At 66.1% G+C, this 19601-nt stretch carries 18 protein-coding genes; 10 read left to right on the top strand and 8 right to left on the bottom strand.

All coding sequences use genetic code 11. The annotated features are described in order from the left end of the window. Positions 1-3: 3 nt before the first annotated feature. From mycP to BST13_RS21715, 5 genes are all read left to right on the top strand, one after another. A complete protein-coding gene (gene mycP / locus BST13_RS21735) occupies positions 4-1377 on the top strand; it encodes a type VII secretion-associated serine protease mycosin (RefSeq protein WP_083166092.1) in 1374 nt (457 codons plus the stop codon). Continuing rightward, positions 1374-2303, top strand: coding sequence for a type VII secretion protein EccE (gene eccE / locus BST13_RS21730; RefSeq protein ID WP_083166091.1), 930 nt, complete (start codon positions 1374-1376; stop codon positions 2301-2303). Before mycP ends, eccE begins: the two co-directional genes overlap by 4 nt. 648 nt (positions 2304-2951) lie before the next feature. Beyond that, complete coding sequence (locus BST13_RS21725; protein ID WP_083166154.1) at positions 2952-3389, top strand: universal stress protein; 438 nt, start codon at positions 2952-2954, stop codon at positions 3387-3389. 539 nt (positions 3390-3928) lie between these two features. Beyond that, a complete protein-coding gene (locus BST13_RS21720) occupies positions 3929-5461 on the top strand; it encodes an APC family permease (protein ID WP_083166090.1) in 1533 nt (510 codons plus the stop codon). Positions 5462-5508: 47 nt separating this feature from the next. Next, positions 5509-5961, top strand: a complete 453-nt coding sequence (locus tag BST13_RS21715; RefSeq protein ID WP_158087179.1) for a universal stress protein — start codon at positions 5509-5511, stop codon at positions 5959-5961. 91 nt (positions 5962-6052) lie between these two features. Here the strand turns inward: BST13_RS21715 and BST13_RS21710 are convergent, their stop codons facing one another. Continuing rightward, positions 6053-6931 (bottom strand): amidohydrolase family protein, encoded by an 879-nt coding sequence (locus tag BST13_RS21710; RefSeq protein ID WP_083166088.1) that lies wholly within the window; start codon positions 6929-6931, stop codon positions 6053-6055. 99 nt (positions 6932-7030) lie between these two features. Between BST13_RS21710 and BST13_RS21705 the strand changes: the two genes are divergently transcribed. Together BST13_RS21705 and BST13_RS21700 are read left to right on the top strand one after the other, a co-directional pair. Continuing rightward, a complete protein-coding gene (locus BST13_RS21705) occupies positions 7031-7795 on the top strand; it encodes a trans-aconitate 2-methyltransferase (RefSeq protein ID WP_083166087.1) in 765 nt (254 codons plus the stop codon). Between the two features lie 50 nt (positions 7796-7845). Beyond that, positions 7846-8709: an alpha/beta fold hydrolase gene (locus BST13_RS21700; protein ID WP_083166086.1), complete on the top strand. Its 864-nt coding sequence runs from the start codon at positions 7846-7848 to the stop codon at positions 8707-8709. Here the strand turns inward: BST13_RS21700 and cysC are convergent. From cysC to BST13_RS21675, 5 genes are all read right to left on the bottom strand, one after another. After that, positions 8676-10535, bottom strand: a complete 1860-nt coding sequence (cysC, locus tag BST13_RS21695; RefSeq protein WP_083166085.1) for an adenylyl-sulfate kinase — start codon at positions 10533-10535, stop codon at positions 8676-8678. The two genes, BST13_RS21700 and cysC, sit on opposite strands and share 34 nt — an antisense overlap. Positions 10536-10578: 43 nt before the next feature. Continuing rightward, complete coding sequence (gene cysD, locus BST13_RS21690) at positions 10579-11499, bottom strand: sulfate adenylyltransferase subunit CysD (protein ID WP_083166084.1); 921 nt, start codon at positions 11497-11499, stop codon at positions 10579-10581. Then, positions 11496-12299: a trehalose 2-sulfotransferase gene (stf0, locus tag BST13_RS21685; protein ID WP_083166083.1), complete on the bottom strand. Its 804-nt coding sequence runs from the start codon at positions 12297-12299 to the stop codon at positions 11496-11498. Before stf0 ends, cysD begins: the two co-directional genes overlap by 4 nt. Positions 12300-12377: 78 nt before the next feature. Next, positions 12378-13781, bottom strand: coding sequence for a sulfatase family protein (locus BST13_RS21680; protein ID WP_083166082.1), 1404 nt, complete (start codon positions 13779-13781; stop codon positions 12378-12380). A 72-nt stretch (positions 13782-13853) separates the two neighbouring features. After that, positions 13854-14573: an NUDIX hydrolase gene (locus BST13_RS21675; RefSeq protein ID WP_083166153.1), complete on the bottom strand. Its 720-nt coding sequence runs from the start codon at positions 14571-14573 to the stop codon at positions 13854-13856. A 55-nt stretch (positions 14574-14628) separates the two neighbouring features. Here BST13_RS21675 and BST13_RS21670 point away from each other — a divergent pair, with 55 nt between their 5' ends. Beyond that, on the top strand, positions 14629-15300 hold the full coding sequence (locus tag BST13_RS21670) for a phosphatase PAP2 family protein (protein ID WP_095533654.1): 672 nt from the start codon (positions 14629-14631) through the stop codon (positions 15298-15300). Here the strand turns inward: BST13_RS21670 and BST13_RS21665 are convergent. After that, positions 15254-16717: a bifunctional phosphatase PAP2/diacylglycerol kinase family protein gene (locus tag BST13_RS21665; protein ID WP_083166081.1), complete on the bottom strand. Its 1464-nt coding sequence runs from the start codon at positions 16715-16717 to the stop codon at positions 15254-15256. The genes BST13_RS21670 and BST13_RS21665 overlap by 47 nt on opposite strands. A gap of 82 nt (positions 16718-16799) precedes the next feature. Here BST13_RS21665 and BST13_RS21660 point away from each other — a divergent pair, with 82 nt between their 5' ends. Beyond that, a complete protein-coding gene (locus BST13_RS21660) occupies positions 16800-17453 on the top strand; it encodes a L,D-transpeptidase family protein (protein ID WP_211296154.1) in 654 nt (217 codons plus the stop codon). A gap of 3 nt (positions 17454-17456) precedes the next feature. Here BST13_RS21660 and BST13_RS21655 read toward each other — a convergent pair whose 3' ends face one another. Continuing rightward, positions 17457-17924: a nuclear transport factor 2 family protein gene (locus BST13_RS21655; RefSeq protein WP_211296153.1), complete on the bottom strand. Its 468-nt coding sequence runs from the start codon at positions 17922-17924 to the stop codon at positions 17457-17459. A gap of 214 nt (positions 17925-18138) precedes the next feature. Between BST13_RS21655 and BST13_RS21650 the strand changes: the two genes are divergently transcribed. Further along, the coding region (locus tag BST13_RS21650; protein WP_083166079.1) for an Hsp70 family protein at positions 18139-19601 on the top strand (1463 nt) is incomplete at its 3' end.

Below are 19601 nucleotides of genomic sequence, written 5' to 3'. Positions count from 1 at the left end.
GCAGTGATCCGCAAGAACTTCGGCGTCACAGCGGTTGCCGCACTGGTGGCGCTGGGCGGGTGCCCGTCCGCGGGCGCCATCAGCCCGCCGGTGGTCGATCCGCAGGCCGGCCCACCACCGGGCAGCACCGGTCCGCTGCAACCGATGATGCAGCGCACCGCATGCACCACGACCGCGGTGTTGCCCGGCAGTGATCCGGGCGCGGTCAGCGCAAACCAATTGGCGCTCAATCTTTCCGGGGCCTGGCAGCACAGCCGCGGTGAGGGGCAGACCGTCGCCGTGATCGACACCGGGGTGCAGCCGGGGCCACGGCTGCCCAACGTCGAACCCGGCGGCGACTACGTGGAGTCGACGGACGGGCTCACCGACTGTGACGGGCACGGTACGGCGGTGGCCGGCCTGATCGCCGGACAGCCTGGCGCCGACGGATTTTCGGGCGTGGCTCCGGCCGCGCGGCTGATCTCCATCCGGCAGAACTCACCACGGTTCGCTCCGCGCACGCCGGGCACCGATGCCGTCGTCCGCGCATCGGCCGACGTCGCGAGCCTCGCACGGGCCGTGGTGCGGGCGGCCGATCTGGGCGCCCGCGTCATCAACATCTCGGTGGTCACCTGCCTGCCCGCCGACAAGCCCATCGATCAAACAGAACTCGGTGCGGCACTGCGGTATGCGGCCGTCGAGAAGGACGTAGTGATCGTCGCCGCCGCGGGCAACAACCGCGGCGGGGTGAGCACCGGGTCTGCGTGCGAATCGAACCCGCTGTCGACTGCGGGCACCGGCGACCCCAGGAACTGGGGTGCGGTGGGGTCGGTTTCGATACCGTCCTGGTGGCAGCCATACGTGTTGTCGGTCGGATCGCTCACGACGGGTGGCCAGCCGTCCGGCTTCACCATGGCCGGCCCGTGGGTGGGTATCGCAGCGCCGGGGGAGAACGTGGTCTCGGTGAGCAATGCGCCAGGAGGCGGACTGGCCAATGCCGTGCACACCGAACAGGACAAGCTGAACCCGTTGAGCGGCACCAGCTATGCGAGCGCCTATGTCTCGGGGGTCGCCGCGCTTGTGCGCAGCAGGTACCCGGGTTTGACCGCTCGCCAGGTGGTACATCGTCTGACCGCCACCGCGCAAGGTGCCGCCCGGTCGCCGTCGAACCTGACCGGTGCCGGTGGCGTCGACCCGGTGGCCGCGCTCACCTGGGACGTCGCTGACCTCCCGGCCGACGGGCCTGCGGCTCCGGTCCCCAAATCCATTGCCGCGCCGACAGAACCCCCACCGCGGGACAACACTCCCCGCACCGTCGCCTTCGCAGGCACTGCGGTACTGGCAATCGCAGCTCTGGTCGCGCTGGTGGCGCGCCGACGGAAGGACAACATCACATGACCGCCCGACTCGCGTTGGCGTCCCTGTTCGTCGTGGCAGCCGTGTTGGCCCGCCCCTGGCAGAGCCCGGTGGAACGGTGGGTGCTCGGCGTCTCGGTCGCCGCGGTCCTGGTGCTGATCGCCTGGTGGGGCGGGTTGTTCCTGACCACCAGGATCGGTCGACAGCTGGCGATGCTGTGGCGCAACCTGTCGAAGGACAAGGGAGACAGCGGGTTTGCTGCCGCAGTGGAGACCATCGTGCTACGGGTCGACCCCGCCGCCGAGGCGCAGCTGCCGATCGTGGTCAGTTACCTGAACCGCTACGGCATCCGGTGCGACAAGGTGCGGATCACCCATCGTGACGGCGGCGGCACCCGGCGTAGTTGGATCAGCCTGACCGTGGCGGCGACCGACAACCTGGCCGCGCTGCAGGCGCGTTCATCGCGGATTCCGTTGCGCGACACCGCTGAAGTGGTGGGACGTCGGCTGGCTGACCATCTCCGCGAGAACGGCTGGACCGTCACCGCCGTCGACGGTGTGGACACCCCGCTGCCGGACCCGGCAAAAGAGACGTGGCGCGGGGTCAAGGACGAATCGGGATTCACCGCGGCCTATGGGGTCGCGGTCACCGACTCGCTGGCCGACACCCTCGCGGCGGTGCGCGGTCTGCCTGCGCGGCAGACCTGGACCGTGCTGGAGTTCACCGGAGACCCGTCTCAGCCGCAGCTCGTCGTCGGCTGCGCGGTGCGCACCGACGAGCGTCCCGCTGCCAAGGCCCCGGTGCCGGGACTCACCCCGCAGCGGGGACGGCACCGCCCCGCCCTGCGGGCGCTGAGTCCACTGTCATCGGATCGACTCTACGGCCGTCCGGTCGACGCGCTCGACGTGCTGTTCGAGGGTCCGGTGATCGAACCTGACATTCCACGGGAAGCGGCGCACCCGGCGTAGGTGGCGTGTTTGTTCACTGCTGTGAAACACCCGGGGGTATGCCCGGTACTTCCGGTAAAGGGAAAGGCCGCGATCTGAGGATCGCGGCCTTTGCCGTTGCTGTGCCGGTACCCCCCCAGCGACAGCTTCATCTTCGATGCCGGTGTCCACTGCGGGTGTGCAGACCCTCGGGACGGAGGCGTTTGTCATGCTAGGAGGCTCGGAGACGCTCGGTCAAGAAGCAAACGCCAAGCAAACTCACAGGAAAATTGCAGGTGGGGTTGAACGCACGTCTCTGTCCGAATCGCTGTGCGTAGCAAACAGTCGTGAGTGGGTGTGGTGGTTCGTACGGTGATGTTGGGCGCCGGCGGATGTCGGGTCGTCATGAGCCGCGCCCGTCACCGCAACATCGTCCGCCATGGTCCCTTCGTCTGCCGGTCATGCCGTCGTGTCGGAAACAACCCATCGCACAGCGGATTACGCCGATGTGAGTCGGTGTGGCCACCCGGAAGGGTAGGTGCGCGACTGTCTCTTTCCAGGGCGCGCGCCGAAATCCCGCTTTTTCCAAGGCAACTGGATTGCTCTGTTCTGAGCCGCGCCGACGCCCGTGCATGGCATGATCGACCTTGACGGACAACATGATTAGCCCCAGTCCGAGTGGAGTGCACCATGACAGATACTGATGCCAAGCCCGTTGTCGTTGTGGGCGTTGATGGTTCGCGGAGCAGCAAGGATGCGCTGCGATGGGCCGCGAACTACGCCGAATTGACCGGCGCCGAACTACGCGCAGTGACCTCCTACAAGACTGAGCTCTTGATCACCAATTCGCCCAATGCCGAGCTCGCCGCGCAGGCTCGCGAAACCGTCGAAGAGGCGATCGGCGATGTCCTCGGGGCAAAGCCGTCGGTGTCCGTTACCTCCGACGTGGTCGCGGGACACCCCGCCCAGGTGCTTGTCGAGGCGTCCCGCTCGGCCGACTTGCTGGTGGTCGGAAGCCGTGGGCACGGTGCCTTCGTCGGCATGTTTCTCGGATCGGTCAGCAACCACTGCGTCCACCACGCGAAGTGCCCGGTGCTGGTAATCCATCATGACGACGAGCACGCCTGAATAAAAAAGCTGGCGTGATCGGCTGCAGCGCGCCGCGTCACTCCCCGTGATGGGGCCGTCGTCGGTTTGACGTGCGTGTTCGGGGAAGATCGCTGTCCGCGTTGCTCAAATCGCCGGCGCGGTGTTGTAAAACGTGTTCCATCGGCGGGCGCTGGGCCTGGGCTTTCAGGTATTTCCCAGACTGCGGCATCACGCGGTGGGCGCCGCTGAGGACGGAGATGGGTCGGGCTGGCAGTATCCGGAGACGAACACCGGGGTGCCTGAGCGGGCCGGATGGCGGCTCGGGTCAGAAACGCCGACCAGCGGCCGGCGTAGCCTGAAAGTCGTTGTGCGACAAGCAGGATACGCTGCTTGCGGCGACCAACCCGGTATACCTCGACAAGCTTCGTGAGGCCACCGAGATCGGTAAACGGCCGCCGCTATTGACACACCAATAAGAAACGTTGTTTCCTTAGAGGAACCTTGCCGTGACCTGTGCCACAGCCAAGGTAGGGGGGTGAGAAGACTCTCTCTCACAGAAAGCTGGAAGAAGGATCGAGTTGAGCAACAACGACGTAGCTACAAACGATTTCCTGGACTATGAACACGGGAATCTGCAATCCGGGACGAACTGGTGGGGCGCCTTCGTCATCGGTCTCGCCGGCACAATCCTGGTCACGGGTGCGGCGCCCGCGTTTCTGACCGTTTTTGGCGCCTCTTACATCCCCTTCATCACCTTCTTCACCCTCACCGGTGTGGTGCTCTGTCTGCTGCTGGCCGAGCTGTCCGCCATGATGCCTGGCCGTACCGGTGGATCGCCGTCCTACGCCTATCCGGCGTTCAAGATGCGATTTCCGCGACTGGCACCGCATGTCAACGGCATGACGGCCTGGATGTACTGGGTGGGGTGGATGCCCGTCGCACCTCTGAACATGATCCTGGCCTCCTTCTACATCACCCACCTTCTCGGTCTCGACGCCACCAAGGGCTTCACCCCGATCAGCACCTTCATTCCGTGGTGGACGCTGGTGATCACGATCGTCGGCCTGCTCATCTTGTCGATTCCGGCCTATCTGGGCATTCGGTTCGGAACCTCGATGGCGACGATTCTCGCGGTGTTGTCGATGATTCCGCTGACCTTCCTGTCCATCGGCTTCATCTTCAATCCGAGCAAGACGAATTGGCACGAGCTCGCCGGGTTCCCGCATCTCGATGGTTCAAGCTTCGCCAGCCCGATCCAAGGCCACTCCGCCTGGGTCATGTACATCGCCTACGCCTTCCCGCTGCTGTGGACGGTCATCGCCTACGAAGCGGCTGCCTGCTACATCGGTGAGTGCAAGAACCCGCATCGCGACGCCAAGATCGCGATGACCCTGGAAGGTGGATACGGGGTGTTCGTTTACACCCTGCTGCCGATCTCGTTCGTCATCGTTCTCGGCGCGGGTGCCCTCTCCAATCCGGACCTCGTCGACCCGAAGACGATGTTCGTCACGTTCGCCAGCACGATCTTCCCGGGTGTGGCCGGCGCAGTGATGGAATGGCTGATGGCAGGAATGCTGATCGTGGCGCTCGTGCTGTCGGCGCTGAATTCACTGATGGGCTGCTCGCGGTCGCTCTACCAGATGTCGCTGGACGGTCAGTTCCCGAAGTTCTACCAGCACCTCAACAAGCACCATGTGCCCGACCGCGCCATGATGACCAACGTCGTCGCCAGCATGCTCATCGCCTTCATGGGCGGCGCCATCGAGATCTACGCGTTCTCCAACGTCGGCTACCTCGGTTCGTTCGTCCCGGTACTGATCGGCTACTACCTGCTCCGCAAGGACCGGCCGAACCTGCCGCGTCCGTTCCGGTTGCCGGAGCCGTTCAAGTACCTGGCGCTCGGGCTGGCCGCGCTGTACTTCTTCGTGTGGCTGGTCGGCGGCATCATCTACTCCAACATCGGTGGCCAGGCCATCTACTACTACCTCGGCGTGGCGGCGATCTTCCTCTACCTTCCGCTTTACTGGTACCGCAAGCACGAGGATCGTAAGAGCATGGTGAACCAGCCCGTCGGACCGGATCAGACACCGGAACCGGAGATGGTGAAGTAGCTGTGTTTCGGAACCGCCAGAATCGCCCACGTCGCTCTCTGCCGCCTGTGGCGCCGGAGAATGCCGCTGAGATCCTGCTCGCCTCCGAGGGGCGTCCCTTTACCGAGGATGCTCTGAAACTGGCGGCGCGGATGTCTCTCGAGGGGCGTGGGCGGGCCATGGTGATCACCATCGCGCGGTTGCACGGCACGAGTTTCGGACTGCCCAACCCGGGTTTGCAGCCCAACCGGCGGGAGATGGCAGAGCAGGAGGAGATTGTCGAGAGCGCCATCGCCAAGCTCAAGAAGCTCGGCGTCCCCGCCGACGGGCACATCGCCATCACCCGCAGCCCCCGAAAGAGCATCCTCAAGGAGGCTCGGCGGTGCCACTGCTCGGCGATCGTGATGGGGGCTGATCCGAAGCGCAACCCCATTGTTTCCTCGCTGATGTGGAGCCAGGAACCGTATCGGGTTCGGAGACGGGCGGATATTCCGGTCCATCTCGTGGAGACGTCGCCGTAACCGTCCGGCCGTACCAACCACCACGATGCGGGGTGGTCTCAACTGAGAATGTTGAGACCACCCCGCATCGTCATGTCCGCGGCTTACCGGATCAGTTCACCCCGAACAGGCGCGCCGCGTTGTCGTGCAGCACGTTGCGCAGCCACGCGTCGTCGATGCCGGGCAGATCGGTCAGGGTGCGGATGGCGTCGACGTAGCTGTAGGGGATGTTCGGGAAATCGCTGCCGAACAGGATCCGGTCACCCATGGCCCGCAACCGGTCGGCATCCGCGCGCGGGAACGGCATGGTGGATTCGACGAATGGCGTGAACGCCATGGTGGTGTCGAGCCGTACGTTCTCGAAACGTTCGGTGATGTCCAGGAATTCGCTGTACTCGGGCATACCCATGTGCGCGACGATCAGCGCCAGTCGGGGGTGGCGAGCCAACAACTTCTCGATCCGCAGCGGGCCGGTGAACTCGCCTGGCACCGGTCCGGACCCGCAGTGGATGATCACCGGCACCCCGGCGTCCTCGATGGCTCCCCATACGTCGGTGAGCAGAGGATCGTTCGGGTCGTAGCGGCCAACCTGAATGTGGGCCTTGAACACCTGCGTGCCAGCCGCGATCGCGTGCGCAACGTAGTCGGCGGCACCGGGCTCGGGGTAGAAGGTCCCGGTGGCGAGGCAGTCCGGAGTCTCGGCGGCGAAACCGGCCGCCCATTGGTTGAGCCAGGCCGCCATGTCGGGCTTGTGCGGGTACACCAGCGACGAGAATCGCCGCACCCCGAACGAGCGCAGCGTGGCGACGCGCTCGGCTTCCTCGGCCCGATAGGTGATGGGCCATTCGCGGCCGATCATCGGGCCCTGCGCGTCGAAGTACTGCCAGACCTTGTCCATCACGTTCTTCGGCATGAAATGGGTGTGGACGTCGATCATGCCGGGCAGGCCCAGAGATTCCCAGATCTGACGTACTGACTCTGACTCGCTCATCGTCTGGGACGATATAACGCCCGCACGGGGGGAGGACGATTAGCATCCCGCGCGCGAGGAGGACCATTGGCTGCAGCACGCGAGGAGGATCTATAACCGATGTGGAACCCCGATGTCTACCTGGCCTTCGCCGATTATCGCGGGCGACCGTTCTTCGACCTGGTCGGGCGGGTAGGCGCGGACAATCCCCGTCGTGTCGTCGATCTGGGCTGCGGGCCGGGCAATCTCACCGTCACGATTGCGCAGCGCTGGCCGGGCGCGGTGATCGAGGCCTGGGACAGCTCGCCGGAGATGGTGGCCGCGGCGCAGGAACGGGGCCTCGACGCCCGCGTCGGCGGCATCGAAGGGTGGTCGCCCGAACCGGACACCGACGTGGTGATCTCCAACGCCGCGCTGCAATGGGTGCCTGCGCACCGTCAACTGCTGGTGCGGTGGGCTGCGCAGTTGGCGTCGGGATCGTGGATCGCGTTCCAGGTGCCCGGCAACTTCGACTCACCCTCGCATCAGGCGGTGCGTGAGGTGGCGCGTCGTCCGCATTTCGCGGATGCGTTGCAGGACATGCCGTTCCGCGAGACCGATGTGGTCGATGCGCCCGAGCGGTACGCGGGTCTGCTGACCGACGTGGGATGCGTGGTCGATGCCTGGGAGACCACCTACACCCACCAATTGACCGGCGAGACACCGGTATTGGACTGGATCACCGGAACTGCCCTGACCCAGGTCAAGGGCCGGCTCACCGAAGAGGGCTGGAAGCAGTACCGGGAGGAGATCATCCCGCTGCTCGCCGAGGCCTATCCGCGACGCGCCGACGGGATCACCTTCTTCCCGTTCCGGCGGGTGTTCGTGGTCGCGCAAGTGGGCTGATTACCTCCGACGTAATCGACAGGCATACGTACGCGTCCGACCATGGATGCATGCCGACACTATCGACCGCCGATCACACCGACATTCACTACACAGACACGGGAACCGGCCCGACCGTGGTGTTCACCCACTCGTGGGGGCTCAATTCCGGACAGTGGGAAGACGTCGCCGACCGCCTCGTACAGTCGGGGCTTCGCTGCGTGCGCTATGACCGGCGCGGCCACGGCACGTCCGGTAGGTGCAACGGTGAGTGGACGCTGGATCTCCTCGCCGACGACCTGGCCGCCCTGCTGACACATCTCGACGTGAAAGATGTGACCTTGGTGGGTCATTCGCTGGGTTGCGGGGAGATCGTGCGGTACCTCGGCCGACATGGCACCACCCGGGTGAGCGGCGCGGTGTTGGTCGCACCGCAGTTGCCGCTGCTGGTCAGGACCGCCGACAATCCGGATGGCGTCGACGAGGCCATGCTCGACGCGATGCTCGCGCAGCTGGAGGTCGACGTGCGGCAGTGGTGCATCGACAACGCGCCGCCGTTCTTCGGTGCGAATCACCCTGTGCCACAAGATGTTCTGGATGAGACCATCGAGGGGATCGTGGCGGTCCCGGTGCAGACCCTGGTCGCCACCCAACGGATGGGCGCCCGCACCGATTACCGTGCCGAACTCGTCGACCTGGATCTGCCTGTCCTGGTGATCCACGGCGACGCCGACGTCTCGGCACCCATCGAGCTCACCGGCAGGCGCACAGCAGCCCTGCTGCGACAGGCCGAGCTCATCGAGATACCCGGTGCCGCGCACGGGCTCTATGTCACCCACGCCGACGCGATTTGTGGAGTTTTAGCCGCGTTCGTCACGGGAAAAACTCCACAAATCACTGATCAGCGGCGGGAGTTCAGCAGCTCGACGACCTGAGTGACCAGGGCGTCGATATCGGCTTCGGTGGTGTCGACCACCAGGTCCGGGTTCTCCGGCGCCTCATACGGTGCGTCGACGCCGGTCAGCCCCCGAAGTTCGCCGGCGCGGGCCCGGGCGTAGAGCCCCTTGGGGTCGCGCCGTTCGCATTCGGCCAGCGAGGTCGCCACGTGGATCTCGATGAACGGCAGCTTCGCGGCATCGTTGAGCGCCCGCGCGGTGTCGCGATCGGACTTCAAGGGCGACACCAGCGAGGCCAACGCCACCACACCGGCATCGGCCAGCAGCCGGGTCAAATGCCCGACGCGACGGATGTTCTCGGTGCGGTCACCCGCGGAGAAGCCGAGATCGTCGGACAGACCATGGCGCAGGTTGTCCCCGTCGAGCAGGTAGGCGACCTGGCCGGCCTCGACCAGCGCCCGCTCCACGGCCACCGCCAGTGTCGACTTGCCCGACGCGGGCAGCCCGGTGAACCAGATGGTGGCGCCGCGCTGCCCGGTCTTGCCCCAGCGATAGGAACGGTCCAGTGACGACGGATGCCACTTGATGTCGGAGCGGTTGTGCCCGCTGGGCTTTACCTCACGCGCGTCGAGGATGATCCCGGCGCCGACGGTGTCGTTGGACACCTCGTCGATGAGGATGAACGCGCCGTTGTCGCGGTTCTCGGCGTAGGGGTCGGCGACGACGACAGAGCTGGTCCGCAGCGTCACCGAGCCGATGTCGTTGAGCGCCAACTCGACTGGACCGTCGACCTCGTCAAGGGTCTCGGGGTCCAGCTTGGTGTGCAGCTCCTGCACCGTCGCCCGCACAGTGCGCGTGCCCTGCTTGAGCGCCAACCTGTCACCGGCCCGCAGCGGCGCGTCGAAGAACCAGCACACCGTGGCGTCCAATTCGCGGGCCAGCACAGGCAATACGGCCTGTTCGGAGCCGCTGACGAACACGTCGCCACGCCCGACGTCGATGTCATCGGCCAGTTCGATCGAAACTGACAGCGGCGCAACACCTACCGATCGTTCGTCGTCGAGGGTGTCCAGGGCGGTCACCGTCGAGCGGTTCCCCGCGGGCAGGCTCACGACCGAGTCGCCGACACTCAGCGTGCCTGCCGACAGTCGCCCCGTGTAGCGCCGCCGCTGCTCGGAGGTGGGGCGGGAAACCCATTGCACCGCCAGGCGCAGGCTCGCCGGATCCGGGTGCGGCGCCGAGAGTTCGATGTCCTCGAGGTAGTCCAGCAGCGTCGGGCCCTCGTACCACGACGTGCGCTCGGAGCGGTGTACCACGTTGTCGCCGTGCTTGGCGGCGATGGGGATGACGGTCAGATCGGCGCCGCCGAGTCGGTCGGCGACCTGATGCAGTTCGCGCTCGACCTCGGCGAATCGTTCCTTGTCGAAGTCGACCAGGTCGATCTTGTTCACCGTGGCGACAAAGTGCTTGATGCCCAACAGTTTCGCGATGCGCGCGTGCCTTCGGGTCTGGCGCAGCACGCCGGCGCGGGCGTCGACCAGCAGGATCGCCACATGCGCGTTGGATGCACCGGTGAACATGTTGCGGGTATAGCGCTCGTGACCGGGGGTGTCGGCCAAGATGTAGCTGCGGGTCTCGGTCGAGAAGAACCGGTACGCCACGTCGATGGTGATGCCCTGCTCACGCTCGGCGCGCAGGCCGTCCGACAACGCAGCCAGATCGGCCACGCCCTCTTCGTCGGTGACGGCTTCGAGGTGATCCAGCGGAAGGCTGTCGGTGTCGTGCAACAACCGGCCGATCAGCGTGCTCTTGCCGTCGTCGACCGACCCGGCCGTGGTGATGCGCAGCAGTTGTCGAGTGGTCATGCTGTTTCTTCCGTCGCTCCGCTGCGCTCCGCTCGCCCAGTCATCAGAAGTACCCCTCCCGCTTGCGGTCCTCCATGGCCGCTACCGACGTCCTGTCGTCGGCACGGGTTTCGCCGCGTTCCGACACTGTGGCAGCAGAGATCTCGGTGATGACACCGTCGATCGTGGTCGCCCGCGAGCGCACCGCGCCCGTGATGGTCAGGTCACCCACGGTGCGGTACCGCACCCATTCCACGGCCGCCTTCTCACCGTCGGTCGGCTGCGCGTATTCCGACACCGCGAGCAGGATGCCGTCGCGTTCGAACACCTCACGTTCGTGCGCGAAGTAAATCGATGGCAGCTCAAGGTCTTCCAACTCGATGTATCGCCAGATGTCCAGCTCGGTCCAGTTGGACAGCGGAAACACCCGGACCTGCTCGCCCTTGCGGATTCGGCCGTTGTACAGCGACCAGGGCTCGGGCCGCTGGGCGCGGGGATCCCATTGACCGAACTCGTCGCGGAAACTCAGGATGCGTTCCTTGGCGCGGGCACGTTCTTCATCGCGACGGGCACCGCCGAACGCGGCGTCGAATCCGCCGGCCTCCAAGGCGTCCAACAGGGTTCGGGTCTGCTGCCGGTTACGGGAGGCGCCGGGGCCCGGGTCGGCGACCCGACCGCTGTCGATGGTCTCCTGTACCGATCCGATGATCAGCTTGTGCCCGACACCGGTGGTGCGGCGGTCACGGAACTCGATCACCTCGGGAAAGTTGTGGCCGGTGTCGACGTGCAACACCGGGAACGGCAGCGGTGAGGGCCGAAACGCCTTCTCCGCCAACCGGAGCAGCACGATCGAATCCTTGCCCGCCGAGAACAGCAGCACCGGGCGCTGCAACTCGGCGACCACCTCGCGGATGATGTGCACGGCTTCGGCTTCGAGGAGTCGCAGTTCGTCGACCTGGGTCAGGCCCGTAATGGTGCGCGTCATACGGGGAGCCCCTCCTTCTCGGCATCCGAGCGGTAGCGGTCCACCCACTCGTCGGAACGTTGATCGGCCTGACGCTCCAGGACAGGTGGGGGAGCGAGCCGGGGATCGAGGTTCAGCGCCTCCAGCACCGTGGCCACGACCTCGGTGAGGTTGCGCCACAGGTATGGATACGAGATGTCGATCGGTTTGATGTCTTCCTCGGCGAACCACGAGCGCCAGCCCTCCTCCTGTGCCCGCAGGAGGGTGACGACGTGTGCGATGGCGCCGGCGTGGTACTCGGCGCGGGCGTCACGCACCGGGTCGGGCCTGCCGCGCCACACGCGGGTCTGCACGGCCCGCCAGAACGACACGGCCTGGGACACCACGTCGGGGCGGTACACGTGGATGAGCACCGGGTCACTGCCGACGACATCGCGGATCGCCGACAACAGGCCGGACCCGGACCGGTCGGGCAATCCCTTGGCGCGGTCCAACAGCAGCGGCGTCTGGTTCCACATCAGCTTGCCGCCCCACACGCCGTTAGGGGTGCGGCCCACGGTCTGGATGTAGTCGCGCCAGATCGTCGCAGGCGCCAGATCGGGCTTGCCCTCGTCGAGTGGATCCAGCAGGCGCAGGATCGACTCGTCCTCCACTCCCGCGAACCACTGCCGCGGCTGGGGCGACTGGCTGGTGGTCGGCAGGTATTGGAAGAACTCCTGCGGTTCCCCGGCTACGCCGGTGGCGCGCAGGGATTCCACGAGCAGCGTGCTGCCGCTGCGCTGAGATGCGAGCACCAGGTAGGCGGTGGGATGGTCTGGCATGGGCGAAACTCTAATCCCATTTTGTTTGCGACGCCTATTGGAGACGGTGACTGATATTTATATTCACCGTGAACAAAACTATTGTTCTTCTTGTCGCGTTTCGGCGAGGTTGCGATCGGTCGCGATAGCCGATCTGCTGGTCGCGGGACGGCCGTGAATATGAAGATATGTCTCGGTATATCGCTCGGATATCCGGGTACCGGCGAACTCCGACGGAATGACGTCGTGGGTCTTTTGCCGCCAGTCGTTCAACTGGATGGCCAGCTCGTCGGCAATTGCCTCGTCCTTATCGGTGACACCGGGTCCGAGCAGGTTGTTCGACTCCGTTGGGTCATCGGTGAGGCGATAGAGTTCGCGGGCTGGGCGGGGAGCGCGGGTCAGAGGCTCGAGGATGCGTCCCGGAGGGCTGTCCGCGATATCCCACGGGAGATCCAACAACGGCCGTTGCGCGTAATTCTCGATATAACTGTATTCCTTCGTGCGGATCGCGCGAATGGGGTCGAAAGAATCGTGAAAAGTTTTTGTGGTGTACACCGCGCCGCGCACCTCGGTGCCGTCAGCTGAATTCTCCAGAAGATTGCTGGCATGGGACAGCCCGTCCACTTCTGCCGGAATCTCCACGCCGAGCAGATCCAGCAGGGTGGGCAGCAGGTCGACCCCGCTGAACAGGTCGTCGTAGCGGCGCGGTGCGATGCCCGAGCCGGCCGGCGGCCGCACGATGAGCGCAATCCCGGTGCCCGCGTCGTACAGCGTCGATTTGGCCCGCGGCAGTGCCGGGCCGTGATCGGTCATGAACACCACCCAGGTGTTGCGGTCGAGACCGCTCGCGGTCAGCGCGTCGAGCAGCTCACCCACCTTGGCGTCGGCCAGCGCGATCGAACCGTAGAACTCGGCGAGGTCCTCGCGCACCTCGCCGGCGTCGGGTAGATAGTCGGGGACGCTCACCCCGTCCGGATCGGCAGGGACGTAACGCTCGCGTGGGTAGGGGCGGTGCGTTTCGAAGAACCCCGTCGTGAGCAGGAACGGTTCTCGCGGGGGCTGGGCCAGCCATTCGGTGGCTTTCTCGGTGACGTACTCACAGAACGAGTTCGACACGTCGAACTGCTTGTAGCCGAGCGTCGTCGGATACGAGGTTTCGTGCTGCATACCGAACAGTGCTGTGTACCAACCGGATTCCGCCAGCAGATGAGGCAAGGTACGGACACCGGCGTGGTATTCCCAGCCGTGGTGGGCCAATCCGAGGATGCCGTTGCTCTGCGGGTAGCGTCCGCTGAACAACGAGCCCCGCGACGGCGAACACAGCGGCGCGGTGGCATGCGCGCGGGTGAACAGGATGCCCTCGGCGGCCAGCGCATCAAGTCGTGGGCTCGACACATCCGGATGTCCGTAGACACCGAGATAACGTCCGAGATCGTGCCAGTGCACGATCAGCACATTGCTCTTCGAGCTCACGTCCACCTCCTCATCCTTCGAGGCAACCATCCCACAGCGAGAATTTCATCTGTTGTTGGCTTTTGCTCACCACGATCGAAGCGCTGTACACCGCGCGACGGCTTACTTCCAGGCGAAGACGGGTTGTTCGAGGTCATCCACTCGGTCGTGGCGGCCTTCCAGGCACAGCCACCGCAATTGCAACAGCACGGCGCCCGTCGGAGCGTGGATCAGATCGTTGCCCAGCGGGATCTGCACGACCGGCTTGGGGCTCTCGGGGATGGTGATGTAGCGCGGCGAGTCCTCGCGTTGCAGCTGGTGCAGACCGACGCGGTAGGCCGCGACCACCTCGGCGGGGGATGGGCGCGGGTCCAGCCTGCCGCCACCCCAGATCACCACCGGCGTGATGACGTAGCCGGACCGGGTCGGGTAATCATCGAGCTGGCCCAGCACGGCGCTGCCGGGCAGTTCGATACCGACCTCCTCGTGAAGTTCGCGCAGCGCGGCGTCGACCGTCGTCTCTCCCGGATCCAGCCGCCCGCCGGGCAGTGCCCACTGGGCGGCGTGCGAGTTCATCCGGGTCGCCCTGCGGCACAACAGGAACGCCGCACCGCCCGAGACGTCGACCATGCGGCCGTCGAGGTTCGGCTCCGGCATAGGCCGTCCCCCGATCCAGTCGTCGACCGGTGCCGGGTCGACCCGGTCCTCACCGACGGACGAATCCACCAGCACCACTGCCACCGCCGCGTGCCTCTTCGTCGGGTCGGTCACGGTGTACCGCTCGTGACCGGCCAGGTTGGCCTGGATCTGCCGGCGCAGCGCCTCGTCGTAGCTGATGGTCATCGTCTGACCATAGGCGCCGTCAATCGGCGGCCCGGCGGCGCGCTTGAATGAAACGGTGACCACACGAACGGGATTGCTGATCGCGTCGGCAGTGACAGCTGTCGCGGTGTACGCGCTGATGTGGATCGGCTACGGGCTGCAGTGGGCCTGGCTGGCTGACTTCGACGACGCCGGGCTGAGTGTGCCGTACCGGTACGGCGCAGCTCATCCTGCCTGGGTTGCGGGCTGGGACGTGTTCTGCACGGTGCTGAGCCCGGTCACCTTCCGGATCGTGGCGCTGGTGATCATTGCCATCGCCGTGGTGCGGCGGCAGCTGCGGATCGTGCTGTTCCTGCTGTTCGCCGTCGAGTTGAGCGCTCTGCTCACCGAGGTGGCCAAGAACCTCGCCGACCGGCCCCGCCCGGCCACCGCGCTGGCCTACGCCCCTTCGACATCCTTCCCGTCCGGGCACGCGCTGGGCGTGATGGTCGGCGTGCTGGCGCTGCTGGCCGTGGCCTGGCCGCTGCTGCGGGCTCCGCTGCGCACGTGGCTGGCGGTGGTGGGCGCCATGGTCATTGTCCTGATCGGGGTGGGTCGGGTGGTGCTCAATGTGCACCACCCATCCGATGTGATCGCCGGTTGGGCGCTGGGGTACGCCTACTTCGTCATCTGCTGGCTGACGCTGCGGCCGTATCCGACGGTCACAGAAGCGGACGGAACACCGGCAGCGCCCGGTATCGCACGCTGAAATCGGCCTTCGTGCAGGACTCGCCGACCTCTCCGTCGTGCGCCAACACCGTGGGACCGTCCAGGGTGGTGAACCGAAACTCGGGCACCTGGAATTCGTGGTAGAGCGGGCTGCGCACGAGCCGGCCCAGCGCGATCGCCGTGGCGATCCGCAGGCCACTGAATCGCCTGCCGCTCTCCAGGATCCGCACATCGAGCAGCCCGTCGTCCATCCGCGGGCGTATCGACGGCGCGAACCCTGACGGCAGGTACGTCGAATTGCCCAGGAAGAACAGCGAAGTCTGCAACGTCTTGTCGTCGTAGGCGATGCGGACCGACCGATCGCGGCGCAACGTCAGATACGCCGCGTACGCCCCGGCCAGACGCTTGCCGATCTTGCCTTCGAGCTTCTCGCGCACCCGGACGTAGTTCGGATAGGCACCGATGCTCGCGGTGTTGATCACGGTCTTGTCGTCGTTGAGGCGGACCAGATCCACATATGCAGCGCTGCCGTCGCGAATGGCGTTGACCGTCTGTGCGACCGTGTCACACCCGATGTCCTTGGCGAAGTGGTTGAACGTGCCGCCGGGGAAGACCGCCAGCGGAACTCCGGCGTCGAATGCCACCCCGGCTGCGCAGGCGACGGTGCCGTCACCGCCACCGACAGCGAGCACCTCACCGCGGGCCGCGGCGTCGCGCATCACCTGCACGACGTCGTCCTCGCCATCGAGTTTGACGATCTCGATGTGCGGCAGGGCCTTTCGGACTTCATCGATGACGCGACCGCCGGTGCCCTCACCGGAGTCCGGGTTGATCACCAGGACCACGCCGTCCCCGTCCGGCCGGGGATCGGTGTGATGGCGCAGCGGCTCGGCCGTCGGGATCGCCGAGGTGGGGATGGTGGGCACGACCCTGGCGCCCAGGATGGCGATGGCTGCTCCGATGCCGAACCCGGCGAAGACGTCTCCGGGATAGTGCGCGCCGGTGGCCACGCGGGACAGCCCGACCAGGCCCGCGAGCAGGCCGAGCGCGAGCCCGACGGGCGGGCTCTCCAGGCCGACGCCCACCGCGAACGCCGCGGCGCTCGCAGAGTGGCCCGATGGCAGGGAATGCGAGGTGGGGATGCGTCGGGAGCGCCGCGCCAGGGGGATCAAGGTGTGGTCCGGCCGCGGCCGGTGCCACAGCCGCTTGGCGATCTGGTTGGTGACCAGGCTCGTGACAGCCAGGCTGGCCACGCCTCGGACGCTGCCGCGACGTACTGATGAGCCGCCGAACGCGCCCAATGCGGCCGCGATGGCCAGCCACAGCTTCGAGTGGTCGGCGGCGTTGGTCAGCCGCGGCATGGCTGTGTCGAGCAGTGGGCTGGGGGATTCTGCGACGGCTTCGAAGACTTCGCGGTCCAACGTCCCCAGGTCTCGGGCGATCTTTCGCACGTCCATCAACCCAACTTACCGACCGTCCGCGACCTGATCGTGTCCGAACCTTTACGGCGACGATAGCGTCGACAGCGACGATGGTTGGGTGCGACGACTGGTAGCCCTGCTGTGCGCCGCGGTGTCGGCTCTTGCGGGCGCGCCGGTGGCGGGCGCGGTCGAGCCGTGGTTCGGCAACTCGGTGGGTACCGCCACGCAGGTGATTTCGGTTGTCGGCGTTGGTGGTTCGAAGGCCATGATGGATGTCTATCAACGGGATGCCACCGGCTGGCAGGCCGTTGCCGCGGGCATCCCCGCCAGCATCGGCGCCAACGGCATGGCTGCCGAAACTCACGACGGCAACATGGCCACCCCGATGGGTGTCTTCTCGCTCGACTTCGCATTCGGCACCGCGCCCAATCCCGGCGGTGGGTTGCAGTACGTGCAGATCACCGACAACAACCACTGGTGGGACGGCGACGTCAAGAGCCCGACCTACAACACCATGCAGGTGTGCCAGAAGGCGCAGTGCCCGTTCAACACCGACCCCGCCAGCGGCACCGAGAACCTGAACATCTCGGCGTACAAGCACGCCGTCGTGATGGGTGTCAACAAGGCGCGGGTACCCGGCAACGGCGGTGCGTTCTTCGTGCACACCACCGATGGCGGCCCCACCGCGGGATGTGTCGCGATCGACGATGCCAAACTCGTGCAGATCATGCAGTGGTTGCGGCCCGGTGCGGTGATCGCCGTCGCGAAGTAGGCGTCAAATGTGCAGGGCGGTACCGGGTTTGAGGTTGAAGTTCAAGCCCTCCAGCGACATCGTGGCGTCGTAGGTGCGGTCGTATCCGGTGCTGCTGATCTTCCAGCCGTCATTCGTGCGGCGGTAGGTGTCGTGATAGAACGCCGCACCGATGAGCATGAAGTTGAAGGCCGGCGCGATCACCCGGTCCTGCAGATACCACGTCGCCGTGGCCTGGTCGCCGGTGACGGTGATCTCGGGGTGAGAGACGTGATGCTCGGTGATGGTCTCCGGGCCCAGTGACCGGCGCATGTAGTCCACCAGGGCGTCGCGGTCGGTGAAATGCAGCGACTCGCCGAGCGATTGCCCGTAGTCGGCGACGACGTCCTCGGTGAGTGTCTCGGCGAAGTCACTCCAGTTCTTGGTGTCCAGCGCGCGCAGATAGCGGTATTTGACCTGCTTGACGTCGTCGATGTCGCTCATGCCCGTCATTGCAACACAATCACCGGGGGCGGGTACAGAGCCGGCATTGTTAGGGTCGTCAGTGCGCAACGCGCGGGGCTATGCGGTATGTGGGCGTCGGTATAGAGCGCGCTGTGAATGGCATGTGGAGTCCAAAAGCGCGATGGCGGAACGTGTTCGATTCGATTACGAAAGTGTGTCAGGGGTCTGTGTGCGTGCCGAACCGACTACTGTGATTCCCGTTATGAGCGACCCGCTTGGGTTGTCGATCGGGACCACCAACCTGGTTGCGGCGCGCGTCGGCAATCAACCTGTGATACGGCGATCGGTATTGACCTTGTCGGCAGACCGCACGCCGCAGGTCGGCGTGCCTGCCGACGGGCACGGTGTGACGTTGGCCGGGTTCGTGGAACGGGTCGGCGACCCGGTACCGCTCGTGGCGCCCGACGGGGCGTCGTACCCCGCCGATGCCCTGCTGGTCGAGGCGCTCGACGCGATGGTGGACGCCGTGGGCGGCCCGTCGCCGCAGCTCGCGATCGCGGTTCCCGCGCACTGGGGTGCGCCGACGCTGCGCGCATTGCGCAGCGCCATGCGGACCAACCCGAACCTGTCCCACGACGGGATGCCCGCCCGGCTCGTATCCGATGCCGTGGCGTCGTTGACGGCGTTGCGGGCCAACCCGGGGCTCCCGCTGAGCGGCGTGGTGGCGCTGCTCGATTTCGGTGGTGGCGGCACCAGCATCACCTTGGCCGACGCCGGAGCGTCGTTCGAGCCGATCGACGAGACCACCCGATATCCCGACTTCTCGGGCGACCAGATCGACCAGGCCCTGCTGACCCATGTCCTCGACGGCGTTGCGCAAGCCGGCGGCATCGATCCCGCGGGCACCACGGCAGTGGGGTCGCTGGCCCTTTTACGGGAAGAGTGCCGACAGGCCAAGGAACGGTTGTCGGCGGAGACCGCCACCGACCTCATGGTCGAACTGCCGGGATACTCCGCGACCGTCCGGGTGACCCGTGCCGAGCTCGAGACGCTGATGCGGCAACCGCTGGCCGGTGCTTTGGCGGCGCTGGAAACAGCCCTGGAGCGCAACGGAATTGGCTGGCCCGCGGTGGCCGCGGTGGTCACCGTCGGCGGTGGTGCCAACATTCCGCTTGTCACCCAACAACTTTCGGAGCACTCGCAGGCCCAGGTGGTGACGACGCCGCAGCCGGCCCTGGACGCCGCGATCGGCGGCGCGCTTGCTGCGGCGTATTCGGCCGAGGCTGACGTGCAAACCGGGGTGGCTCCGACTCTCGAAGCCACTGCCGCGACCCCGATACCCGAAATGACGCCGCAGGAACCGGATTCGTCGACGTTCCGGGCGCTGGCCTGGTCTCAGGACGACACCGACGACGACGTGGTGCCCTACACCGGGCCGGATCTGGAGCCCTTCGGAACCCACACCGCCGCGCGCCCCACCGTGCACTACGTGCCGCGAACCGGTCCGATCGAGGAGCCCCGCTCCGCGTGGCGGAAGCTGCCGGTGGCAGTGTTCGGTGTCGCCGCAGCGCTGGTGATCGTCGCCATCGGCGGGGTGACCTACGCGCTGACCAGTGCCACCGACACCGCGACGACATCGGTAGCGCCGCCCCCGCCACCACAACCCGTGACTCAGAAGCAGGCGGCGCCGGTAGAGCCGCCTGCTTCTGAGGCACGGGTTGTGGT

The organism is Mycobacterium aquaticum, from assembly GCF_002086485.1.
Lineage (GTDB): Bacteria > Actinomycetota > Actinomycetes > Mycobacteriales > Mycobacteriaceae > Mycobacterium > Mycobacterium aquaticum.
The sequence above is the reverse complement of the archived record's forward strand: the minus strand, read 5'-3'. Positions and strand labels throughout refer to the sequence as shown.